Genomic DNA, 23,192 nt, shown 5'->3' on the forward strand with positions numbered 1-23,192 from the left:
GGCGTCTCCCACATGATGCAAGGCAGATTGGTGGGATGACCGCATCCGTACCGGCGACCGCCCTCCGGATGGGCACCACCGCCGGCCGGGGCACGCTGCTCGCCGCCGTACTCGCCTCTGGCATGGTCTTCCTCGACAGCACCGTCGTCAACGTGGCGCTGCCGAAACTTGGGCAGGACCTTGGCGCGAACGTGGCCGATCTCCAGTGGACCATCAACGGCTATCTGCTGATGCTGGCAGCATTCGTGCTGCTCGGCGGCGCGCTCGGCGACCGCTTCGGCCGGCGACGCATCTTCCTCATCGGCGTTGTCTGGTTCACCGCCGCCTCCGTGCTCTGCGGGCTGGCCCAGGGCACCGGCATGCTGATCGCGGCCCGATTCCTCCAGGGCGCCGGTGGCGCGCTGCTCACACCCGGGTCGCTGTCGGTGCTCCAGGCGAGCTTCCATCCGGACGACCGGGGCCGGGCGATCGGTGCCTGGGCCGGGCTGTCCGGGGTGTCCACAGCGCTGGGCCCGTTCATCGGGGGCTGGCTGATCGACGCGCTCTCCTGGCGCTGGATCTTCTTCCTGAACCTGCCGATCGCCGTGCTGGTGCTGCTGGCCGCCCTGCGCTGGGTGCCGGAGAGCCGGGACGAGAGCGCCTCCCGCACCGAGGGACGGGGGCCGACCCGACGGCGGTTCGACGTCGCCGGAGCCCTGCTCGGAGCGCTCGCGCTCGCCGGCGTCACCTACGCCCTGATCGACGCGCCGGCCCGCGGGTTCGACTCCGCCGAGGTGCTTGTCGCCGCCGTGGTCGGGGTGCTCTCCGCGGTGGCCTTCGTCCTGCTGGAACGGCGACGTGGCGACGCCGCGATGCTGCCCACCGGGCTGTTCAGCAGCCGACTCTTCTCGGTGCTGAACCTCTTCACCGTCGTCGTCTACGCAGCACTCGGCGGTTTCACCTTCTTTTTCGCCGTCTACCTGCAGAACGTGGTCGAGTGGTCGGCCTTCCGCACCGGCATCGCGTTGCTGCCGATGACCCTGCTGCTCCTGGTCGGGTCCGCGCGGGCCGGTGCGCTGTCCGCCCGAATCGGCCCACGGCTGCCGCTCGCCATCGGACCGGTGATCGCCGCGGTCGGCCTGCTGCTGCTGCGCGGCGTCGGACCGGGCGCGTCGTACTGGCGGGACGTGCTGCCCGGGGTGCTGCTCTTCGGCATCGGGTTGACCCTGGTGGTGGCACCGCTGACCGCGTCGGTGCTGGCCGCCGTGCAGGACCGGTTCTCCGGTGTGGCCAGCGGGTTCAACAACGCCGCGTCCCGCGCCGGCGGCCTGCTCGCGGTGGCGGCGCTGCCGCTGCTCGTCGGGCTCTCCGGCGGCGGGTACGAGCAGAAGGCCGAGCTGACCGACGCGTTCCGGGGCGCGATGGAGTGGTGCGCAGGGCTGCTCGTGGCCGGCGCGCTGCTGGCCCTGGTGCTGGTCCACCGACCGCCCCGGAAAGCCCCGCCGTCCCAGCCCTGCCATTCACTGCCCGCCGCGACACCCCCGAAGTAGGAAGCCACTTCGGGGGTGTCGCGCCCAGGTCAGCGGCGGGCGCGGTTGACGGCGCTGGTGACCGCCTTGATCGACGCGGTGACGATGTTGGCGTCGGTGCCGACACCCCAGACCGTCCTGCCGTCCACCTCACACTCCACGTACGCGGCGGCCTGCGCGTCACCACCGGAGGAGAGCGCGTGCTCGTGGTAGTCGAGCACCCGTACGCCCACCCCGACCGACTGGAGCGCGTTGACGTACGCGTCGATCGGGCCGTTGCCGACCGCGGCGAGCGAGCGCTGCTCGCCGCCCACACCGACCTGGGCCTCGATCTCGACCTTGCCGTCCACCGTGCCGATCGTGTAGCCGGCCAGCCGGACCGCCGGGTCGGGCTGGTGGTCCAGCAGGTAGTGCGTCGCGAAGATCTCCCACATGGCGGTCGGGTCGACCTCGCCGCCGTCGTGATCGGTGACCTGCTGCACCACCCCGGAGAACTCGATCTGGAGCCGGCGCGGCAGGTCCAGTTGGTGCTCGCTCTTCATGATGTACGCGACGCCGCCCTTGCCGGACTGCGAGTTGACCCGGATGACCGCCTCGTAGGTGCGGCCCAGGTCCTTCGGGTCGATCGGCAGGTACGGCACCGCCCAGGTGTGCTCGTCCACCGGTACGCCGGCCGCCTTCGCGTCGGCGGTCAGGGCGTCGAAGCCCTTCTTGATCGCGTCCTGGTGGGAGCCGGAGAAGGCCGTGTAGACCAGGTCGCCCGCGTACGGGTGGCGCTCGTGCACCGGCAGTTGGTTGCAGTATTCAACCGCTCGCCGGATCTCGTCGATGTTCGAGAAGTCGATCATCGGGTCGATGCCCTGGGAGAAGATGTTGAGCCCCAGGGTCACCAGGTCGACGTTGCCGGTGCGCTCACCGTTGCCGAACAGGCAGCCCTCGATGCGGTCCGCGCCGGCGAGCAGGCCCAGCTCCGCGGCGGCCACGCCGGTGCCCCGGTCGTTGTGCGGGTGCAGGCTCAGCACCACGCTGTCCCGGCGCGGCAGGTGCCGGTGCATCCACTCGATCGAGTCGGCGTACACGTTGGGGGTGGCCATCTCGACGGTGGCCGGGAGGTTGATGATCAGCGGCCGGTCCGGGGTCGGGTCGATCACGTCGATCACCCGGGAGCAGACCTCCAGCGCGTACTCCAGCTCGGTGCCCGTGTACGACTCCGGCGAGTACTCGTAGAAGATCTCCGTGTCCGGGGTGTGGATCTCCGCGTACTTCTGGCAGAGCCGCGCGCCGGTGGTGGCGATGTCGGCGATGCCGTCCCGGTCCAGGCCGAAGACCACCCGCCGCTGGAGGGTGGAGGTCGAGTTGTAGAAGTGCACGATGGCCCGCTTCGCGCCGCGCAGCGACTCGTACGTCCGCTCGATCAGGTGCTCCCGGCACTGCGTGAGCACCTGGATCGTGACGTCGTCCGGGATCATGTCGTCTTCGATGAGCTGCCGGACGAAGTCGAAGTCGGTCTGGCTGGCCGACGGGAAGCCGACCTCGATCTCCTTGTAGCCCATCTGGACCAGCAGCTGGAACATCCGGCGCTTGCGCTCGGGCGACATCGGGTCGATCAGGGCCTGGTTGCCGTCGCGGAGGTCCACGGCGCACCAGCGGGGTGCGGCCTCGACGGTGCGGGTGGGCCAGGTGCGGTCCGGCAGTTCGACCCGGAACTGCTCCTGGTACGGCTGGTAGCGGTGGTACGGCATCCGGCTGGGGCGTTGCCGGGCGATCGGATCGGTCTCAGCGTCGGTGACAGGTTGAGCCATCTCAGAGTGCTCCCTGGAACATGTGGCGTCAGCAGATCGGAAGGTGTCGGCGAGATGCCGGGCGACGGTGCGCGGCGGTGCCGAGAAGAAGTTCGGATGTGCTGGACGGCGCGATGCGACTCCGCGACGAGGTGCCGGCCGGTCAGGCCTCGTCGCGGCGGCTAAGGAGGAGCAGCGCCTGCCACATGACCAGGTCACCCTACGTGATGGAACGGGGGGTGGGAAGGCAGGTCCGGACTATGGGACCGGGGTCATGGCCGGCTCTGCGGCCTCGGCACCCAGCCTCGGCGTCCGTTGCGCCCAGGCCACAGCGGGCACGATCGCCACCGCTACCAGCACGAAGATCGCTGCCGTCGGTAACCAACCCCACCCGCCGGTGGTCACCCCGAGCGCGGTCAGCCCCGCCGGCGCGATCAGGTACTGGACCTGCACGCCGAGTCCGAGCGCCCCCACGTACGCACCGCGCTGGTCGGCCGGAGGCAGGGTGGCGGTGAGCCCCCAGCTGCCCGCCGACTCGATCAGCTCGGCCAGGATCAGCAACATGGCGGCGGCCACCAGCACCACGACGGTCAGCAGGCCCCGGGTGACCCCGGAGATCGGCAGGACCAGGCAGAACAGGGCGATCAGCAGCCCACCCCGACGGGAGGCCCGCGCCGCGCCCGCCGCGGTGTCCGCGCCCCGGCTGACGCGCACCTGGAGCAGCACGATCAGGATCGTGTTGAGCAGCACCAGCCCGGCGATCATCGTCTTCGGGGCGTCGGTGTGGGTGAGGATCCACAGCGGCATGACCGTCAGGTAGAGCACCCCGTGCGCGGTGAGCAGCCCGGACACCAGGGACACCGCCATGAACGGCCGGTCCCGCAGCACGGCGAGCCGACTCATCGGCTCCGCCGGTCGGGCCACCTGCAGCAGCCGGGGCAGTCGCCGCACGAAGAGGGCCGTCACGAGGAAGACCGTCGAGATGAACCAGACCATTCCCCGGTACGCGGTGATCGTGTCCACCGCCAGCACCAGGCCGCTGATCACCGCGCCGAGCCCGAAGCCGACGTTCAGCGACGAGCGCTGGTAGGCCATCGCCGTGACCCGTTCGGCCGGCGGGAGCGCGTTGATCGAGTAGACCTGCCGGGCCACGCCGACAGCGGCGTCCACGGCGGCCAGCGCCACCACCACGGCGAGGAACCCCGCGAAGCCGCCCACGAACGGGTAGGTCGCGAACAGCGCCGCGTTGAGCACCAGCCCCACCACCCAGACCCGCTGCGGCCCGTACCGGTCGGTGAGGCCACCCAGCGGCACCGTGCCCAGCAGCGACACCCCCGCCGCGATGGACAGCCCCAACCCGACCTGGGCGGCGCTGAGCCCGAGTGCCCGGGTGAAGAAGACGGCGCTGCCGGCGTGGAACAGGCCGCTGCCGACGGCGTAGACCATTGCCTGCACGGCCAGGGCGCGGGTCAGTCCGGCGGGCGGTACGACGTCTCGAACGGCGGTGCGGATGGTTTCTCTGGTCCCCATGTCCGGGGAGTGAAGCGGGCCCCCATCGTTCCGGTCGAGTCTTTTAGGCTGGACCGAATCCTGTTCCTGGGGGGCGTGTGTCCGAGTTGCGGTTCAGCCTGGCCGACGTGGCGGGAGTACGGCTCGCCGTGTCACCGGTCAACGAGACGGTCATGAGCATGTGGGCGCTGGCCAACCCGGTCCGCTACGCGGTGCACCTGCCCTGGATCGACCGGGCCCGGGTGACGTTGCGTCGTCCCGAGGTGGCCGACCGGGTCCGACCGCTGGTGGGGTTGGTCGTGCCGGGTCGCTGGCTGCCCGACTTCCTCACCCCGGCGGCCCGACCGAACGTGGAGATGGCCGAGCAGCTCGACCAGATCGCCGCGACGCCGCCGGCCGTGGTGGTCCAGGACCTGCTGTCGACCACCTGGCGAAAACCGCTGAGCCCGTTCGGGCGGGCGCTGCTCGCCGACCCCGGCGGGCTGCTGCCGCAGGTCGTCGACGCGGTGCGGGTCTGGTACGACGAGGCGATCGCCCCGGACTGGCCGCGGATGCGGGCGCTGCTCGACGCCGACGTGGCGTACCGGGCGGCGCAGCTCGCCGAGAGCGGCGCCGGTCGGTTCTTCGAGCAACTCCACCCGAGCCTGCGCTGGCACGGCGACCGGGTGATCAGCGACGACACGTTCGAGCGGGACTTCGACCTCCGCGGTCGTGGGTTGGCGCTGAACCCGACGGTGTTCACCGAGCAGCACGTGCTGTGGAACCTGCTGGAGGATTCGCTGCCGGCCGGCGCGTACCCGGTCCGTGCCGTCGGGACGCTCTGGGAGGCGATCGCGCCACCGCCCGGCGATCCACTGGCACGGGTGATCGGGCCGGGCCGGGCCGCGCTGCTGCACCTGCTCGAGACGGCGCTGACCACCACCGACCTGGCCCGACTCACCGGGACGTCCGCCGGAAACGTCTCCCAGCACCTGGCCGCGCTGCACGGCGCCGGCCTGGTGTCCCGGTCCCGCGAGGGTCGGCACGTCCTCTACCGCAACACCGACGCCGCGGCGGTCCTCCTCCGGGCCAGCCGCGGCGGGTGAGCCCGCTCAGCGCAGCAGCAGCTCGGCGACCGGACGGCGGCGACGCAGGCCGGTCTCCCGGGCTTGCAGCTCGGCCGGGAGGGCGAACGGGTCCCCGAGTCGGCCGACGGCGGCGACCACCAACGGGCGGACGCCGCCGGGCAGGTCGAGTTCGGTGGAGAGGCCGGCCCGGTCGAACCGGGTGAGCTGGTGCACGTGCAGCCCGAGCGCGGTGGCCTGCACGGTCAGGTGGGCGACCGCCTGCCCCAGGTCGTACGCGGCCCGCTCGGTGTCGAGGCCGGTGTGGGCGCCGACCACCAGGGTCGCGGCGTGCCGGATCCAGATCTGGTCGTCGACCGGGAGGCTGATCAGGATCCGTTTCCAGGTCTCGTCGTCGCGGTGGCCGAGGGCGAACCGCCAGGGCTGCCCGTTCTCCGCCGACGGGGCCCAGCGCGCGGCCTCGAGCAGCGAGGCGGACTCCTCCGGAGTCAGCTCGGCGCTCGGGTCGAAAGCTCGTGGACTCCAGCGATAGGCGAGCAGCGGGGTGAGGTCGGCCATACACCGGATCGTCCTGTATGGGTGATTCGCCCCTCAGGATGGGGTGGCTAAATGTGGGCAAGAGCACCCGTAACGGGACGAAGATCAGGGCGTTCCCGCGCCCGGGCTCTCCGACGGGTCCGGGGTCGGCGGCGCCGCGGTGTCGAGCGGCTCCCGGTCGATCACCACCGGGCCGGCCAGCTGCACGGTGGCCGGTGCCGGGCCGGGTGCAGCGGCCAGCCGCAGCGTCCCGTCCCCGGTCCGGACGCCGGTCGGCGTGCCGTCCTGGTCGTAGCAGTAGATGCCCACATCCAGCGGAGCGTTGAGCGACGCCGAAGTGGAATCCACCGAGTAGCAGGTGCCGGTGAGACCCTCGGGCGCGTTGGCCGGGGCGACCGCCAACGGCGCGCGTCGGTCGGTGAGCACGTTCAGCCAGTCGGTGAGCAGGTGCTGGACCCGGGGGTCCAACCGGCGTGGGATCGCGTCGTCGCGATCACCCAGGCGTACGCAACTCGCCGACCCGCTATGACCGGCCGACGGCAGGGCGCACTGGAACAGCCCGTCGGCCGTGCTGGCCATCGAGACATCGGCGGTGCCACCCAGGGCGCCCCCCGGCACGTCCACCCGCCAGCTGCCGTCGTTCGCGCTGGTGAACACGATGGTGCGATCCGGTTTACCCGACTGGCTGTAGACGTACTGGGCCACCAGGTGACGGTCCTGAGCTGCCGCGGCCAACGCGGCCAGCTCATCCCGCGCGGCATCCACCTCGACCGGCCCCGGATCGACGGGCGGTGGAGTCGGAGGCTGCTCAGTGGTGCAGGCGACCAGGAGGGCTGGCAGGGCGAGGACGAGCGGCCCGAGCACGCGGCCGGCCGAGCGGATGAGGACGGGCACCGGCCCATTCTGGTGGGTGCGGGCGGTAGGTGGGTGCCGGCCCGTATCGGGCTCGTTCCGGCGTGTCGGGCGGGGCGTCCCGGCGTACCCGTTCGACCTGGTGGGACCGGCTCGGCCGGTCCCGGCCGGGCCGGATGGTGGGATCACCTGACCCGGCTTCGTTATCCGCCGGATACCCTCATGGGGTCTGACACGCGCCGCCGGCCCCGGTTCCGGCGGCGTCGGCACGCTCAGGGTCGCTGGGAGGGAGTGCACCGTCGTGGCACTCGTGGTGCAGAAGTACGGCGGGTCCTCCGTCGCCAACGCCGAGCGGATCAAGCGGGTGGCCGAGCGCATCGTCGCCGCCCGCAAGGCCGGCGACGACGTGGTGGTGGTGGTCTCCGCAATGGGCGACACCACCGACGAGCTGCTCGACCTGGCCAACCAGGTCAGCCCGCTGCCGCCGGGCCGCGAGCTGGACATGCTGCTCACCGCCGGGGAGCGGATCTCCATGGCCCTGCTGGCCATGGCCATCCACAACCTGGGGTACGAAGCCCGCTCGTTCACCGGTTCGCAGGCCGGCGTGATCACCACCTCGGTGCACGGCCGCGCCCGGATCATCGACGTCACCCCCGGGCGGCTCAAGGGCGCGCTCGACGAGGGTTCGGTGGTCATCGTGGCCGGCTTCCAGGGCGTCTCGCAGGACACCAAGGACGTCACCACGCTGGGCCGTGGTGGTTCGGACACCACCGCCGTGGCGCTCGCCGCCGCCCTGCACGCCGATGTCTGCGAGATCTACACCGACGTGGACGGCATCTTCACCGCCGACCCGCGGATCGTGCCCAACGCTCGACACATCAAGCACATCACCTACGAGGAGATGTTGGAGTTGGCCGCGTGCGGCGCGAAGGTGCTGCACCTGCGTAGCGTGGAGTACGCCCGCCGGGCGGGGTTGCCGATCCACGTCCGTTCGTCATACTCGACCAACACCGGCACGATGGTCACCGGATCGATGGAGGACCTTTCCGTGGAGCAGGCACTGATCACCGGGGTCGCGCACGACCGCAGCGAGGCCAAGATCACGATCGTCGGGGTGCCCGACGAGCCGGGTGCCGCCGCGCGGATCTTCGACACCGTCGCCGGCGCCGAGATCAACATCGACATGATCGTGCAGAACGTCTCCACCGAGGGCACCGGCCGGACGGACATCTCGTTCACCCTGCCCAAGGCCGACGGCCCCACCGCGATGGCGGCGCTCAGCAAGATCCAGGAGCCGGTCAAGTTCAAGGGCCTGCTCTACGACGACCACGTCGGCAAGGTCTCGCTGATCGGCGCGGGCATGCGCTCGCACCCCGGGGTGGCGGCCGGCTTCTTCGCCGCGCTCGGCGCGGCCGGGGTCAACATCGAGATGATCTCCACCTCCGAGATCCGGGTCTCCGTGGTCTGCCGGGACACCGACCTCGACGCCGCCGTCCGCGCCATCCACGACGCGTTCGAGCTGGGCGGCGAAACCGAAGCCGTGGTCTACGCGGGGACGGGTAGGTAGCGCCGATGACGGCGCTGCCCACCCTCGCCGTGGTCGGAGCGACAGGTGCCGTCGGCACCGTGATGTGCGAGCTGCTCACCGGGCGACGCAACGTCTGGGGTGAGATCCGGCTGCTCGCCTCCGAGCGCTCCGTCGGTCGCCGGGTGCGCTGCCGGGGCGAGGAACTCGTCGTCCAGGCGCTGACGCCTGAGGCGTTCGACGGTGTCCAGGTGGCCATGTTCGACGTGCCCGACGAGGTCTCCGCCGAGTGGGCGCCGATCGCCGTCGCCCGGGGCGCGATCGCTGTCGACAACTCCGGCGCGTTCCGGATGGACCGCGACGTCCCGCTGGTCGTTCCGGAGATCAACCCCGAGCAGGTCCGCAACCGGCCCCGGGGCATCATCGCCAACGCCAACTGCACCACCCTCGCGATGATCGTCGCCGTCGCGCCGCTGCACCGCGAGTACGGCCTACGAGAGCTGGTGCTCGCCTCCTACCAGGCGGTCTCCGGAGCCGGTCAGTCCGGCGTCGACATCCTGCACGACCAGCTCACCAAGGTCGCCGGCGATCGGGCGCTCGGCTCGCGCACCGGCGACGTACGCCAGGCGGTCGGCGACGACCTGGGGCCGTTCCCGGCACCCATGGCGCTCAACGTGGTCCCCTGGGCCGGCTCCCTGGCGGACAGCGGCTGGTCGTCGGAGGAGATGAAGATCCGCAACGAGTCGCGGAAGATCCTCGGCCTCCCCGACCTCAAGGTCTCCGCCACCTGCGTCCGGGTGCCGGTGGTCACCGCCCACTCGGTCGCCGTGCACGCGGTCTTCGCCACCGAGGTCGACGCCGAGGGCGCTCGCGAGGCGCTGCGCAACGCACCCGGGGTGATCCTGGTCGACGACCCCGCCGCCGGGGAGTTCCCGATGCCGATCGACGCCGTCGGCACCGACCCGTCCTGGGTCGGCCGGATCCGTCGCGCCCTGGACGACCCCCGCGCCCTCGACTTCTTCGTCACCGGCGACAACCTCCGCAAGGGCGCGGCCCTCAACACCGCCCAGATCGCCGAACTCCTGGCCAAAGAACTCCGCACCCCCTGACCCACGGCGGGTCCCCCACACCCCCTGCTGCGGCGATCTTGCAGTTTCTGTGCGGGCATAAGGGGCGAGGGCGGCAGAACGGCAACCGAAAGTGCAAGATCGGCGGGGGCGTGGGGGCGGTTACGCGGCGGAGAGCAGGACGCCGTCTCGGCCTTGGCGTTTTACCGCGTAGAGGGCCTGGTCGGCTCGTTTCAGGGTGCGGTCGGGGGTTTCGCCGGGGCGGGGCAGTGCGACGCCCACGCTGATCGTGCGGCCGATGCGTCGGGCCGCCTCGGTGAGCCGTTCGGCGATGCGGACCGCCTCCTCCGGGCGGCTCACCTCGATCACCGCGACGAACTCGTCGCCGCCGATCCGGTACAACTCGTCGCCGTGCCGCAGCGCCCCCTCCAGGGCCCGCGCCAACCCGACCAGCACCCGGTCGCCGGCCTGGTGGCCGTACGTGTCGTTCACGGTCTTGAAGCCGTCCACGTCGATCGCCAGCAGAGCCGTACGCCCGGGGGTGGCCGCAGCGATCCGCTGCCCGAACGGGCCGGTGTGCCGCAACCCGGTCAGCGGGTCGGAGCTGGCCTGCTCCCGCAGCCGGGCCAGCGTGCGCAGCCGGTCCACGCTCGTCCAGGCCTGACCGGCGAGCAACTCCATGAGGCTGACAGTGGTCGGGTCCGGGCGCAGCGCGCGTTCGTCGGCGACCAGGAGCACCCCACCGGCGTCCGTGGGCCCGACCGGCACGGCGACCAGCGTGCGTACCCCTGCCCGGGTCAGCGGGCGGTAGTCCTCCGTCGGGGGATGCCCGGTCTCGCCCAGCGTGTACCCGGCGCCGTAACGGTGGGCCCGCTCGACCATCCGGTCCAGGGCGGCCGGGCCCGCCGCGGCCAGCTCGGCGCGAATCCGGGTCTCCAGGTCGCTCGGCGTCGCCGGGGACGGGCCGAGCTGACCGCCGATCAGCAGCAGTGCGGTGGAGAGCGTGGAGACCTCCCGGGCGGCGCGGGCCGCCGCCCCCATCACCTCCCCCTCGGTCGGCGCGGAGGAGAGCGCCGCAGCGTGCCGAAGCAGCTTCTCGCTGCGACTCTCCGCAGGGGGGCCACCGAGGGCGGCGATCCGCCCGCCCAGCCCGTCGGCCAGCCGCTGCGCGGTCTCCCGCCACGGCTCCAGGTCGGTCGGCTCACTCCATTGCAGGTCGAGAACGCCGATCGCCCGTCCCGTCGGGTCCAGCACCGGTACGCACAGCTCGGCGGTCACATCCGGGCGGACCGGTAGGTAGTCCGGGTCGACGGTGACGTCCGGGACGACGGCGGGGGCGCCGGTCGCGTACACCCGGCCGACGATGCCGGTCCGCGCCGGCACGGTGGCGAAGACCTGCCAGGCCCCGGTCGCGGCGACGCAGCGCAGGCGGTCGTGGACCGCGAGCAGCACGGAGATGGTCGCCGGGGTGTGGCGGGACAGCGCGGTGACCGTCCACCGGCACGCCTCCGGCGTGCTCGACGCCATCGGCAGGCGGACGGTGACGTCACGGATGACTCGCTGATGATCCACTCGCACGTCGTTCCAGGTAGGGGAGAGGGCTCGGCCGACGCCGAACCGCTCGATCAAGCGTACTCACGGTGGCTGGGACCGGCCGGGCTTCGTACACACGTGCTATCCACAGGCTGTGGACACAGCCTGTGGGCATTGAGGCCGGGGTGTGGGGGCGGCGCCACCTCGGCGCACAGGCCGCAGGTCAGGCGTGGACGGCGGCCGGCTTTGGGGCGGTCGCGGCCATCGCCCGACCGTCCTGGGCGGTGGTGAGCGGCAACAGCGGGGGCACACGTCAGCCGATGGATCAACTACTATGTGCATGGCCCTCGCTATTCGGAGTGCACCCCTCGGGGCGAAGTGCTTGCGCACCATTGGAGTCTTCGTTACGGTGAATGTGTCCACACTGGATTATCCCTCTAGTTAGGATCAAAATGCGCGCAACGGGGAAAGCACGTGTTGGAGCCGCACTGTTCAGTGCGCTCGCACTCGGCGGGGTTCAGCTGATTGGTGCCTCGCCCGCACTTGCGGGAGACTTCACAATTCAGGCGACCTGCTATCGGACAGTTTCGGTTGTCGGCGGAGACGTCGGCGTCTCGGGCGAGGACATTCCCTCGGCTGGCAGCACCGCTGCCAGCACGGCTTGCGGTATGGCGCAGGGCGCCAACAGCGCGGCCGTGAAGAAGTTGCAGCAGACCTTGAAGTACTGCTACAACCAGAACATCGCGATCGACAGCGATTTCGGTCCGGCAACCAAGACTGCCCTGAGGAATGCGCAGAGGTCCGAGGGAATTACCGCCGATGGCGAATACGGGACCCAGACGCGGAACGCCCTGATTTGGTGGACCGGCACGACGACCTACAACTGCAACAGCATCGTGCTCCCCGTTCGACTGGCTTAGTCGCTAAATTCAACTAATTGCCGTCCCGGCGCAAGCAGGCAAGCAATTGTCAGCTTGTGCCGGGACGGCATTGGTGCGTGCCATCAGCGAATTTTTCACTGAACCGCTGCAAGGCAGCCGGCGCGGCCGGAGTCGATCGAGTGGGACTAGGCCCCAGCGGGCCGGCCCCAGCGCCCAGTCCCCCTCAGCGGCCAACTCACCCCGCATCGGCGTGTCCCCCCGGGACCCCGCGCCTGCCGATAGCGTGGAGCCTCCCGGCGCCGAGGAGGCGAGCCCATGCTCATCGCCCAGCTCAGTGACCCGCACCTGACCACCGGCCTACTCGCCGCCGAACCGGCCGCCGGGTTGCACCGAGCGCTCGGCCGGGTGCTGGCGTTGCGACCCCGACCGGACTGCGTGGTGATCAGCGGCGACCTGGCCGACCACGGCCAGCCCGACGAGTACGCGGCGCTGCGCGAGGTGATCGGCAGTTTCCCGCTGCCGGTGCACCTGACCACCGGCAACCATGACGACCGGGAGTCCCTGCTCGACGCGTTCGGCGGCACACCCTGGCTCGGCGGCGGCTTCTCGGCCTACTACCACGTCGACCACGAGGCGGCGTCCGTCGTGGTGCTCGACTCGCTCGTCCCCGGCAGCGACGGCGGCCAACTCGGCGAGGAACAGCTCGGCTGGCTCGACGGGGTGCTGGCCGGGCGGCCCGAGGTGCCCGCCGTGATCTTTCTGCACCACCCGCCGGTCGCGGTCGGCATCCCCGTCGCGGACTCCATCCGGCTCGCCGACGGTGACGCGCTCGCCGAGGTGATCGGTCGGCACCGGCACGTGGTACGGGTCGGCGCCGGCCACCTGCACCGCCCGGTCACCACGGCGTACGCGGGCACGGTCCTCACCGTGGCGCCCAGCACCTGGAAGCAGAGCACGCTCACCATGAGCGCCGACGAACAGATCGGCTGGGTCGACGAGCCCACCGCCTTCCTGCTGCACTCGGTCGAGGCCGCCGGATGCGTGACCCACACCGTGCAGGTGAGCCACTCCGCCGGGCAGACCTGCGGCTTCTGAGGGGTCCTCGTGCTGGCCTGGTACGTCTCCTACGGCTCGAACATGCACGCCGCCCGGCTGGGCTGGTACATCGGTGGCGGCTGCCCACCCGGCGGAAAGCGGACGTACCCGGGCTGCCGCGACCGGCGTCCACCCAGCCGATCGACGCCCGTGTCGCTGCCCGGCGGCATCTACTTCGCCGGCGAGTCCGGTGCCTGGACCGGCGGCATGGCCTTCTACGACCCGCACCTGCCGGGCGAGGCCGCGGCCCGCGCCTACCTGGTCACCCTGGAGCAGTTCACCGACATCGCGGACCAGGAGATGTACCGGCCGCCGGGCGACACGACCGAGCTGATCCCGGCGACCGGCGCGGCCATCGACGCCGCCGTCGCCAACGGACGGGCCACGCTCGGCCCGGGGCGGTACGAGACGCTCATCTGCCCGGGCAGTCGCGACGGTGTTCCGATGCTCACCTTCACCGCCCCCGAGGGGGCGTCAGCCGTGCCGTGCCGACCTCCCGCGCCGATCTACCTCGGCATGATCGCCCGAGGGCTGCGCGAGTCGCACGGCTGGCCCGTCGAGCGGATCGCCACCTACCTGGCGGCCCGGCCCGGCATGGCGGGCGCCTGGCCACCGGACGCCGTAGCTGCCCTGGTCGACGAGGCGCTGGCTGACGGCTGAGCCGCCGGCTCGCGCCTCGGTGGCCGCTGGTGCGGTCAACCGAGCAGGAACTCGCGCAGCGCAGGGGCCAGCGTCGTCGGCGGCACGTCGTGGTAACCGCCGTCGAGGCTCACGGACCGGCCGCCCGGCACGGCCTCGGCCGCCGCCCGACTCGCGTCCCGCAACCACTGTGGACTGCCGGTGCTGTCCACCGCGAGGGTCGGCGCGGTGATGGTCGCCAGCCGGTCGGCGGGGAGTCGCCCTCCGGCGGTGACGATCGAGTCGTACACCAGGGTGTGCGCGACCGCCGTCAGCCCACCCCACACCGGTTGCGACCGCATCCCGGTGATCTGCTCGGCCGGCAGCCCCACCGAGGCGCTGAGGAAGGTTTCCACCGCCCCGTCCCGGTCGTCGGCGGCGATCAGCTCGATGAGCTGCGGGGTGATGTCCTTGCGGACGCCCGCGTGCGGGCCGACCTGGAACGGTGGCTCGAACATGACCAACTTGGTCACCGGCAGGCCCTGAGCGGTGGCGAGGGCAGCCAGAACGGCCCCGGAGGAGATGCCGTAGACGGCGGCGGAACCACCTGCCGCCGCGATCAGGGCCGCCAGGTCGTCGATCTCGCGGTCGACCTCGTACGGTGCGGTGTCGCCGCTGTAGCCCCGACCGCGTCGGTCATAGCTGAAGGCGGTGAAGTCCGGCGCCAGTGCCGCGCCCAGGTCACGGGTCGCGTTGCGATCGCTGAAAGCGCCGCCGACGAGGACGACCGCCGGCCCGGCACCGGACCGCTCGAACGCGATGGGTGTGCCGTCGGCCGATCGCACCTGCTCCGCCACGGGTGTCGTTCCGCTCACGATGCCGTCCCCATTCCTCGTAGGCTGTCCCGTCCTTTCTAGACCCTGGGTCCGACGTTGTCCGGCAGACCGCGTTAAACGATGATCGATAGCGGCCTCGACGTACGCGCTGCTCCGATGCACTGCCCGGCTCGACCGGTGGACGTCCGGATGAGAGGCTGTCGGGGCGGGGGCCATGCTCAACCACCGTCATCCGCGACCCTTTCGACGGCGTCCGTCGGCGGCCCGGTCGACCCAGAGGCCAGGCACCGCACCGTACGCGCCGATTCTCACGAGGAGATCCATGTTCATACCCGGGATGCGTCGGGCCGCTGTCGGCCTGACCGCGCTCGCGGTGGCCGCTTTCGGCGCGGTCGCCACCAGCCCTGAGCAAGCCGACGCGCGGCCGAAGCCGGTCGACGTCACCCTGCTCGCCCTCAACGACTTCCACGGCAACCTCGAACCGCCGAGCGGCTCCAGCGGCACCATCGCCGGGCAGACCGCGGGTGGCGTCGAGTTCCTGGCCACCCACCTTGCCGAGCTGCGCGCCGCAGCCAAGAAGAAGAACACCATCACCGTCGCCGCCGGTGACCTGATCGGTGCGTCCCCGCTGCTCTCGGCCGCGTTCCACGACGAGCCGACCATCGAGGCGCTGAGCATGGCCGGGCTGGACTACGCCAGCGTCGGCAACCACGAGTTCGACGAGGGCGCCGCCGAGCTGCTGCGCATCCAGAACGGTGGCTGCCACCCGGTGGACGGCTGCGCCGACGGCACCCCGTACCGGGGCGCCGGCTTCAAGTACCTGTCCGCGAACGCCTTCAAGACCGCCACCGGCCAGCCGCTGATGGCGCCGTACGCGATCCACAAGGTGCAGGGCGTCAAGGTCGGCTTCATCGGCATGACCCTGGAGGGCACCCCGCAGATCGTCAGCCAGCAGGGCGTCGCCGGCCTCACCTTCGCCGACGAGGCGGACACCGCCAACCGGTACGCCCGCGAGCTGCGCCGCAAGGGCGTGGAGACGATCGTCGTGCTGCTGCACGAGGGTGGCACCCAGGCCGCGACCGGCGGGATCAACGACTGCGTCGGCATGACCGGCCCCATCGTGGACATCACCAACCGGATGGACCCGTCGATCGACGTGGTGGTCAGCGGGCACACCCACCAGGCGTACAACTGCGACATCAACGGCAAGCTGGTCACCAGCGCCAGCTCGTTCGGCCGCCTTGTCACCGACATCGACCTGAAGATCGATCGCCGGTCCGGTGACGTGATCTCCGCTGCCGCGAACAACGTCGTCGTCACCCGGGACGTCGCCAAGGACCCGAAGCAGACCGCACTGATCGAGCGGTACAAGACCGTGCTCGGCCCGGTCGCCGACCGCCAGGTCGGCGAGACCACCACCGCGATCACCAAGACCCAGGAAACCCTCTTTGGTACGACCCTGGGCGAGTCGCCACTGGGCAACCTGATCGCCGACGCGCAACTCGCCGCCACCGATGACGAGCAGAATGCGGTCGCCGCCTTCATGAACCCGGGTGGGGTCCGGGCCGACCTCAATGCCGGCCCGGTCACCTACGAGGAGGCGTTCACGGTACAGCCGTTCGCCAACAACCTGGTGACGCTCGACCTGACCGGTGCGCAGCTCTACTGCGTACTGGAACAGCAGTTCGTCACCGGTCGGACCCTGTACCCGTCGGCCACCGTGGGCTACGTGGTCGACCCGAACGGCACCACCGGTACGGTCGCCGACCCGTGCGCCGGCACCCGGGTGGTCCGGGGCAGCCTCACCCTCGGCGGCACCACCGTCGACACCGCCGCCACGTACCGGGTGACGGTGAACAACTTCCTGGCCGGCGGAGGCGACGGCTTCAGCGCCCTCACCGGCGGCACGAACCTGGTCACCGGCCAGATCGACCTGGACGCCTTCGTGGACTACCTGACCGCCCAGTCGCCGGTCTCCGCACCGACGCTGGACCGGATCCGCACCACCGCCGAGGTCCCCGCCGCCTGACGGCCGACCCCTGCGATCATCGGGCCCCGGAGCACCAGCTCCGGGGCCCGACCCTTTGCCACGACGAACAATTCCGGCGCTGTGTCACGACGTCGGGCCGAGCGGCGTGCGTGCGTGGGGCCGGGTTCAGGCCGGGACCGGGGTGGGAGACGCCGGGGTGGTCGTCGTGCGCCCGTCCTGTTCGGCGCTGAGCAGTCGGCGTAGGGAGATCGCCACCAACGAGGCGACCAGGCAGCCACCGACGACTGTCGCCACCCAGACGCTGCCGTTGGCGGCGCCGAGGAGCGGACCGGCGGTCACCGGTCCGATCACTCCACTGATCCCGAAGATCATTGAACTCATCGCGTTGTACCGGCCGCGCAACTCGTCGGTGGCCAGCGCGTTCGTCAGCGCGGGCATCACCGGCGACAGCATCGTCTCGCCGAAGCCGAAGATCGCCGAGCAGGCCACCACGCACAGCGCGGCAAAGACGGCGTTCTCGGCGCTGACCAGGCCGCCGGCACCGAGGACCAACCAGGCGGCGGCGAACACCGCCCCGACCACGGCGAGTGCACCGGTACGGCTACGCCCCTCGATCCGGCCGAGCACCAGGAGTTGGGCCAGCACGATCATTGCCGTGTTGGCCGCCAGCGCCCAGGCGACCACCTGGGGCGTCACCTCGACGACCCGCACCGCGTACGCGGCGAAGCCCACCTCGATCTGGGCGTACCCGCAGGTGGTGAGGATGAGACCGAAGATCACCAGTCGGCGGAACGGGCGGTCGCGGAGCACGGTCAGGTAGCCACCGGCCGACGGTTCGCCGCCCGTCCTGGGGCGGACGAGTCGGTGACCGATGCCCGGCAGGGTCAGCAGGATCAGCGCCGGAATCAGGTAAGTGACCGCGTCGAGGACGTAGATGATCTGGAACGTGCCCGGCCGGGCGGTGTCGACGATCGCGCCGGACGTCATGCCACCAACGCCGATACCGAGGTTGAGCAGGGCGAAATTCAACCCGTAGACCCGTTGCCGTTCGTCGTCGCCGGTCAACGAGGCGAGAATCGTGTTCTGCCCGGACCAGATCGCCGAGCCGCCGACGGCGATCACCGTCATCACCAGCACTGCCGAGCCGGTCGAGTTCACCAGCGCCAACGAGCCGGTGCCGATCGCCTCGATCAGCAGGCAGGGCACCACCACCCGGCGGGCGCCGAATCGGTCGATGAGTGTCCCGCCCAGCGGTGACAGCGCCAGGGTGACCGCGCCGTACCAGCCGATCACCAGACCCGCTCGGGTGTCGGTGAGTCCGCGAACGTCGGTGAAGTAGATGAACAGGAACGGCAGGGTCAGACCGCGCCCGATCGCCGACAACAGGGTGCCGATCAGGAGTCGGCGAGCTTCGAAACGGCGGGGTAGGGCACGACGCAGCATGTCCGGCATTCTGTTCGTCGGGTGCGACACCGCGCGAACGCTTTTGGCGTAGCCCCGCTGGCTGCGGCGGTCGCGTGACCGATCCCACGATGATCCACTCGGCTGACGACGGTCCGGCGCTGTCCGCCGGGTCTGCGATGCTGACCCGATGACCGGCACCTGGCGACACCTGCCCGCTACCGCCCGCGCCATCGCGGTGACCGCCACGACGGCCGTCGCCGCTGCCCAGGCACGCGACGGTCAGGCGTACGACGAGGCGGTCGACGGTCTCGCCGCAGACGAGCGCTCCGGCCTGGTGCTCGGCGCGGTGGTCCGGTTGCTGCTGGAGGAGAGCCATCCGGACGGGTTGACCGGCGACGACATCCGCCAGGTGTTGACCCGCTGCGTGCAGCAGTCGACGCGGTGGCGTTCCGATGTCGACCCGCACGTGGTGCTCGTCCTGCTGGCCGGCGCGCTCGGGGTGTACGACCCCGACGGCGACGAGTCACCGCCGGACGCGTCGGCGCTGGCCCGGCACGCCCCGCTGCTGGTGGCCGACCTGTTGGCGACGACCAGCGTGCCGCTGGGCGACTACCTGGCCGCCGCGTTCGCGGAGATCGAACGCACCGAACGACAGGACTGACAGGCACGCGAACGCCGTTGAGAAGGCCCTGAACCCGCTGCGTACGAGGAACGGCCCGGTCGCTCCGACCGGGCCGTTCCCTCGTGCTCACTCCTGGTTCCATCCGCCGCCCGCTGGGGCCCTGGAAGCGGGCCCGTCGTCAACGTCGCTCAGGCCCGACCCACCTGGACCTTCGGTGACGCCGCCGCCGACGTGGCTGCGGGGCGCTGCGGTACGACCACCAGACCGTAGTTGTAGTTGGCCATCAGCAGGTCCTTCAGACCGTCGTTGTTGATGTCGGCCAGCGCGAGGCCACGCGGGGTGAAGGAGCTGGCGGACGGCAACTGGGAGACCCGGAACTCGTTGCCCAGCCAACCGTCCGGCCGCTGCAACAGCACACTCGCCGCGCTCCAACCGCCGTGGGTGATGGCGACGTCGTCCCGACCATCGTTGTTGACGTCCGCGATCGCGATGGCGTCCGGCATCTCGTAGACCGGGTAGCGGATCCACCGTCCGAGCACACCTGCGCTGTCGTGCGTGAGCACCTGCACCTGGGCGTTCGGCGCATTGCCGGACACGGTGACGACGACGTCCTTCCTGCCGTCGCCCGTCACGTCGCCGACCGCCATGGAAGCCACGGTCTGCAGGTGCCCGGCGGGCGCCTGATAGCCCGCGGGGGCGGCGAACGACCGGGGCTTCACCTGGGTGCTGATCTGGATCAGCTGCCCGAGCTGCACCACCAGGTCCGCCCGGCCGTCCCCGGTCATGTCGACCACGTCCAGAACGAAGCCGCGGTGCGGAGAGACGAGAGCCGCGGGCGTGAAGCTGCCGTTCTCGTCGCCGTACCGCACGAGGACGCCGTTGTCGCTCACGGCGACGATGTCCGTCCGGCCGTCAGCATCGAGGTCGCGGAGCCTCAGGTCGATGAGGTCGTCGGCGAACGACAGGTGCTCCGCCGTCGAGAGCCCCGATCCGGTACGGCGGAACACGTCGACGCCGTCGCCGGTGGCGACGACCAGCTCGTCCGCGCCGTCACCGTCCAGGTCGCCAATCACCGGATACATACTGCCGCCGGTGGAGGTCGACATCGCCACCTGCTGCTTCATCACGAGCTGGTTGTCTGCCTCCTGCACGAACAGGAAAGCGGAATGGTCGTTGGCGTCGTCGAAGTACTCGGTCGTCGTGATCACCACGTCGGAGAGGCCATCGCCGGTCAGGTCGCCGGCGGCGACCGCCTCCTCCCAGGAACCGAGCTTCAGCCACGACGGGCCGTTGAAGGCCACCGAGCCGTAGGGCTGGGTGACCACGGGCACCGCATCGCCGGCCACGCTCGCCCCGGCCGGCGGCCAGTCGGAGCCCTGGAACTGGGCATAGACCGAGGTCGGAGTCCAGCCGGTGCCGTTGACCATGGCGATCGCCGTGCCGTCGGTGCCGTTGACATTGGCGAACGCGACCGCTCCGGCCGCGGACATGAACGCGACCTCACCACCGGGAATCCGGCCGTCGGCGTACCGTACGTTCGCGATGAGCAGGATCCGCTGTCCCTGCTCCACCGAGCCCGGTGACACCGTGACCGTCGTCGTGGTGGCAGGTCCGGTGTAGACCCGCACGGCGTCGGACGTGGCCGCGGCACCGCCCGTGGCGATCGCCCGGATCCAGTAGACGTAGCGGGTGGCGACACTGAGGCCGGTGTCCACGTACTCGGTCGACGTCGTGGTGCCGACCACCGTCTCCACCGGGACATCGTTACTCAGGCGGACGATCTCGTAACGCGCGGTGCCGGCCACGGCCTTCCACCGCAGGGTCATGCTCGTCTCAGCCGCTGCCGCCCGTACGTTCACAGGCTTCGCCAGCGAGGTCCGCACCGACACCTCGGGCGAGTCACCCGACGTCCGCTTGCCGGATCGGGACCGCACCACGTAGTAGTACGTGGTCTCGGCGGCGACGGTTTCGTCGACGTACGACGTCCCGGTGACGGTTCCCACCACCGTGTACGGGCCACCCGACACGGTCCCACGCCGTACTTCGTAGCTGCTGGCGCTCGCCACCGCCGGCCAGCTCACCTCGACCCGGGCGTCGGACACCAATGACGCGCTGACCGGAGCGGGTGGCGGCAGGGCCGCCGCGAACGCCGGTGTGCTGGACGCCACCAACACCAGCAGGGCCGTCAGTAAGGCCAGCACGCCACGATTCAGTAATCGCAGTTGCGACAACATACGCATCTCCAGATCCCCCGAGGGCTTGTACGGGCAGCCGTTGGTACAGCGCCGGCACATGCGGGATCGTCACGCGCGGAACGGGCCACCTCCGGGCGCCTATTCCTGGTTCCAGGCGTCCGTCTCCGGTGTCCCTCGCGCACCCTCGTCAGACACCTGCGCGCTGGCGAGTGTCCTGCCGGAGGCGTCGAGCGCCTTCACAACGAGACCCGCAGTGGGTCGGGGCACTGTCAACGCCGCCCCGGAGCCGCTGGCCGGAGCCCTCGCCACCTCCTGCCCGTCCCGCAGGACGCGCACCGTGGTGGCGGCAGCCGGCGTCACCACGAGCAGGAACTGCTGGTCCCCGCTACCGACCGCGTCACCGTCGATCGGCACGGCCAGCACGCTTGCGGGATCGGTTGGATCCGTCGTGACGGTGAAGGAGGTGCCGGTGCCGACCACGCTGTCGGACCTTGGCTGATCGGGCTCGATCGTCACCTCGCCGACCCAGGTGCCATCGACTGCGGGAGCAGCCAGGACGGTCACCTGGCCGTCCGCCACCGACGGCGATCCGCCGGTCGGGACGCCAGCAACGTGCCCGCCCCACACCACGCTCGGAAGGGCGGTCAGGCGGTAGCCCGCCGACTGGGCCGACTGATACACCAGCTCTCGGGCACGCTGCGCCTTGACATCCCCCCGGACCCGGGACATCGCGGTCGCAAGCTGGGCGTCGGTGATCGGCTTGGCCGCCAGCGAGCCCGGTCCGGGAGTTATCTTGCGCGTCACCTCGGCGCAGTTGACCCGCCACCACTCGGGTCGCTGGGTCTGCGGCGTGCGGATCAGATAGGACCCGGTCAGCTCCGAGGCCCACTTGAACGCGTGGCCGTTCAGCACCGGTGAGGTGAGGAAGACGCAGCCGGCGGGTGCGATCGCCACGTGTATCGCCCTTCCCGGACCGGACGGGTCGTCCACGGCAAGGCTTTCGTAGGGTTCCAAAGCGTCGCTCGTGCCCCGAACAGAGCCGGTGCTGGCCAGCTTCTCGGCGCTGGCGCCTTTTTCGGCGACGAGCCACACTGCGGCGCTGGGCCAGCCGGTGACCGGATCGGGCTGGTCACGGACGAAAGCGGCGAGCGCGATCCGTTGGTCGTTGACGTCTTCGATGAAGAGGACCTTCACCGCGTTCACCGGCACCGTCAGGTTGGGAAAGTCTCCCCGGCGCTGGGCGTCCAACAGAATGTCGGAAAGCTGGCGGACATAGCCGGTGTCCCGGGCGACGGCACCGCGTGGCGGTGACTGCAGCAGTTTGTCCGCCCAGGCCAGTACGGGTGCGATGGACTCGTTCGAGTTCGCTGGTGGTGGCTGCGTGGTCCGGGCCGGGCCGGCTATGGCGAAGGCTGTGCCACCCACGGAGACCACGAGGGCCAGGGCCAGCCCGCCGAGGCGTCGCTGCCGCATCCGTCGATAACGCGCCCTGACTCGACCGTACGGATCCGGCTGCGGGGTCAGCGTGCTGCTCAGCTCGGCCAGGGCCCGGCCCAGCTCCTCGTCGACCCTCATGGCGTTGCCCCCGTCATCCTCGTTGTCCCGTCCGGTGCTGAATGAGCTGACGCTGATGTCGATGTCGACGGCGGCGCGTCCGCTGCCAGTGCCAGCCGCAGGCGAGCCAGGCCCCTCGACGCACGGCTCTTGACTGACCCGACCGAGCAGCTCAGGGTGGCTGCGACCTCCGCCTCCGGCAGATCGACCACGTACCGCAACACGATCACGGCTCGGGTACGGGGCGTCAGTGCCCGCATCGCCGCGTACAAGGCGTGCCGCTCTGCCACCGCATCTGTCATGTCCCGGGTGGACCTCTCCGGCAGAATCGCCGTCACCAACTCGTGCACCCGGTAGCGGCGCCAACTACTGATGTGCTGATTGATCATGACGCGCCGCAGGTAGGCCATCGGATCTTCGACCCGCCGCCAGCGACGCATCACCTTCACCAGCGCCGCCTGCACCAGATCCTCCGCATCCTGTGCCGACCCGGTGAGGTGGTACGCCACGCGCAAGAGATCCATGTAGCGCGTGTCGACGAACTCTCGGAAATGCTCGTCGTCAGCTGCCATAAGCCCCCGCCTCGATTGGTTACCTGTCACGACTCCGCTGAGGGTCAAA

The 23,192-nt window shown here is 70.7% G+C and carries 19 protein-coding genes; 9 read left to right on the top strand and 10 right to left on the bottom strand.

The features are described 5' to 3' along the window. The first annotated feature begins 35 nt into the window (after positions 1-35). Positions 36-1,529 carry an MFS transporter gene (locus tag DLJ58_RS14315; RefSeq protein ID WP_124856609.1) on the top strand — a complete coding sequence of 498 codons (1,494 nt, stop codon included), beginning with the start codon at positions 36-38 and terminating at the stop codon, positions 1,527-1,529. Between the two features lie 29 nt (positions 1,530-1,558). On the opposite strand, the gene leuA is transcribed toward DLJ58_RS14315, so the two are convergent. Both leuA and DLJ58_RS14325 read right to left on the bottom strand, forming a co-directional pair. Continuing rightward, complete coding sequence (leuA, locus tag DLJ58_RS14320; protein WP_124856611.1) at positions 1,559-3,310, bottom strand: 2-isopropylmalate synthase; 1,752 nt, start codon at positions 3,308-3,310, stop codon at positions 1,559-1,561. A gap of 237 nt (positions 3,311-3,547) precedes the next feature. Further along, the gene (locus DLJ58_RS14325) at positions 3,548-4,819 is read right to left on the bottom strand and encodes an MFS transporter (protein ID WP_124856613.1); all 1,272 of its coding nucleotides are present in this window, start codon (positions 4,817-4,819) and stop codon (positions 3,548-3,550) included. A gap of 77 nt (positions 4,820-4,896) precedes the next feature. Here DLJ58_RS14325 and DLJ58_RS14330 point away from each other — a divergent pair, with 77 nt between their 5' ends. Next, positions 4,897-5,883 carry an ArsR/SmtB family transcription factor gene (locus tag DLJ58_RS14330; protein ID WP_124856615.1) on the top strand — a complete coding sequence of 329 codons (987 nt, stop codon included), beginning with the start codon at positions 4,897-4,899 and terminating at the stop codon, positions 5,881-5,883. A gap of 6 nt (positions 5,884-5,889) precedes the next feature. Here DLJ58_RS14330 and DLJ58_RS14335 read toward each other — a convergent pair whose 3' ends face one another. Both DLJ58_RS14335 and DLJ58_RS14340 read right to left on the bottom strand, forming a co-directional pair. After that, complete coding sequence (locus tag DLJ58_RS14335) at positions 5,890-6,420, bottom strand: nitroreductase family protein (RefSeq protein WP_124856617.1); 531 nt, start codon at positions 6,418-6,420, stop codon at positions 5,890-5,892. 84 nt (positions 6,421-6,504) lie between these two features. Next, positions 6,505-7,293 (bottom strand): hypothetical protein, encoded by a 789-nt coding sequence (locus DLJ58_RS14340; RefSeq protein ID WP_244218936.1) that lies wholly within the window; start codon positions 7,291-7,293, stop codon positions 6,505-6,507. 259 nt (positions 7,294-7,552) lie between these two features. Between DLJ58_RS14340 and DLJ58_RS14345 the strand changes: the two genes are divergently transcribed. Together DLJ58_RS14345 and DLJ58_RS14350 are read left to right on the top strand one after the other, a co-directional pair. Further along, the gene (locus tag DLJ58_RS14345; RefSeq protein WP_124856619.1) at positions 7,553-8,818 is read left to right on the top strand and encodes an aspartate kinase; all 1,266 of its coding nucleotides are present in this window, start codon (positions 7,553-7,555) and stop codon (positions 8,816-8,818) included. Positions 8,819-8,823: 5 nt separating this feature from the next. Next, positions 8,824-9,885: an aspartate-semialdehyde dehydrogenase gene (locus DLJ58_RS14350; RefSeq protein WP_124856621.1), complete on the top strand. Its 1,062-nt coding sequence runs from the start codon at positions 8,824-8,826 to the stop codon at positions 9,883-9,885. A gap of 120 nt (positions 9,886-10,005) precedes the next feature. On the opposite strand, the gene DLJ58_RS14355 is transcribed toward DLJ58_RS14350, so the two are convergent. After that, positions 10,006-11,415: a sensor domain-containing diguanylate cyclase gene (locus DLJ58_RS14355; protein WP_124856623.1), complete on the bottom strand. Its 1,410-nt coding sequence runs from the start codon at positions 11,413-11,415 to the stop codon at positions 10,006-10,008. Positions 11,416-11,828: 413 nt separating this feature from the next. Here DLJ58_RS14355 and DLJ58_RS14360 point away from each other — a divergent pair, with 413 nt between their 5' ends. From DLJ58_RS14360 to DLJ58_RS14370, 3 genes are all read left to right on the top strand, one after another. Beyond that, positions 11,829-12,296 (top strand): peptidoglycan-binding domain-containing protein, encoded by a 468-nt coding sequence (locus tag DLJ58_RS14360; RefSeq protein WP_158629588.1) that lies wholly within the window; start codon positions 11,829-11,831, stop codon positions 12,294-12,296. 276 nt (positions 12,297-12,572) lie between these two features. Beyond that, positions 12,573-13,352 (top strand): phosphodiesterase, encoded by a 780-nt coding sequence (locus DLJ58_RS14365; protein WP_124856627.1) that lies wholly within the window; start codon positions 12,573-12,575, stop codon positions 13,350-13,352. A gap of 9 nt (positions 13,353-13,361) precedes the next feature. Continuing rightward, complete coding sequence (locus DLJ58_RS14370) at positions 13,362-14,012, top strand: histone deacetylase (RefSeq protein WP_244218937.1); 651 nt, start codon at positions 13,362-13,364, stop codon at positions 14,010-14,012. Positions 14,013-14,047: 35 nt separating this feature from the next. On the opposite strand, the gene DLJ58_RS14375 is transcribed toward DLJ58_RS14370, so the two are convergent. After that, on the bottom strand, positions 14,048-14,845 hold the full coding sequence (locus tag DLJ58_RS14375; protein ID WP_208741090.1) for an alpha/beta fold hydrolase: 798 nt from the start codon (positions 14,843-14,845) through the stop codon (positions 14,048-14,050). 283 nt (positions 14,846-15,128) lie between these two features. On the opposite strand from DLJ58_RS14375, the gene DLJ58_RS14380 reads away from it, so the two are divergent. Continuing rightward, the gene (locus DLJ58_RS14380; RefSeq protein ID WP_124856631.1) at positions 15,129-16,835 is read left to right on the top strand and encodes a bifunctional metallophosphatase/5'-nucleotidase; all 1,707 of its coding nucleotides are present in this window, start codon (positions 15,129-15,131) and stop codon (positions 16,833-16,835) included. Between the two features lie 126 nt (positions 16,836-16,961). On the opposite strand, the gene DLJ58_RS14385 is transcribed toward DLJ58_RS14380, so the two are convergent. Next, positions 16,962-18,239, bottom strand: a complete 1,278-nt coding sequence (locus tag DLJ58_RS14385) for an MFS transporter (RefSeq protein WP_124856633.1) — start codon at positions 18,237-18,239, stop codon at positions 16,962-16,964. Positions 18,240-18,387: 148 nt separating this feature from the next. On the opposite strand from DLJ58_RS14385, the gene DLJ58_RS14390 reads away from it, so the two are divergent. Then, entirely contained in the window at positions 18,388-18,861 is a 474-nt protein-coding gene (locus DLJ58_RS14390; RefSeq protein WP_124856635.1) for a hypothetical protein, read from the top strand. 149 nt (positions 18,862-19,010) lie between these two features. On the opposite strand, the gene DLJ58_RS14395 is transcribed toward DLJ58_RS14390, so the two are convergent. The 3 genes from DLJ58_RS14395 to DLJ58_RS14405 form a co-directional block, all read right to left on the bottom strand. Further along, a complete protein-coding gene (locus tag DLJ58_RS14395) occupies positions 19,011-21,023 on the bottom strand; it encodes an FG-GAP-like repeat-containing protein (protein ID WP_158629589.1) in 2,013 nt (670 codons plus the stop codon). Positions 21,024-21,155: 132 nt separating this feature from the next. Further along, the gene (locus DLJ58_RS14400; protein WP_124856639.1) at positions 21,156-22,592 is read right to left on the bottom strand and encodes a hypothetical protein; all 1,437 of its coding nucleotides are present in this window, start codon (positions 22,590-22,592) and stop codon (positions 21,156-21,158) included. Then, positions 22,589-23,143 carry a SigE family RNA polymerase sigma factor gene (locus DLJ58_RS14405; protein WP_124856642.1) on the bottom strand — a complete coding sequence of 185 codons (555 nt, stop codon included), beginning with the start codon at positions 23,141-23,143 and terminating at the stop codon, positions 22,589-22,591. The genes DLJ58_RS14400 and DLJ58_RS14405 overlap by 4 nt, the downstream gene beginning before the upstream one ends. Positions 23,144-23,192: the final 49 nt, after the last annotated feature.

Origin of the sequence: Micromonospora arida (assembly GCF_003857035.1) — a bacterium.
Classification (GTDB): domain Bacteria; phylum Actinomycetota; class Actinomycetes; order Mycobacteriales; family Micromonosporaceae; genus Micromonospora; species Micromonospora arida.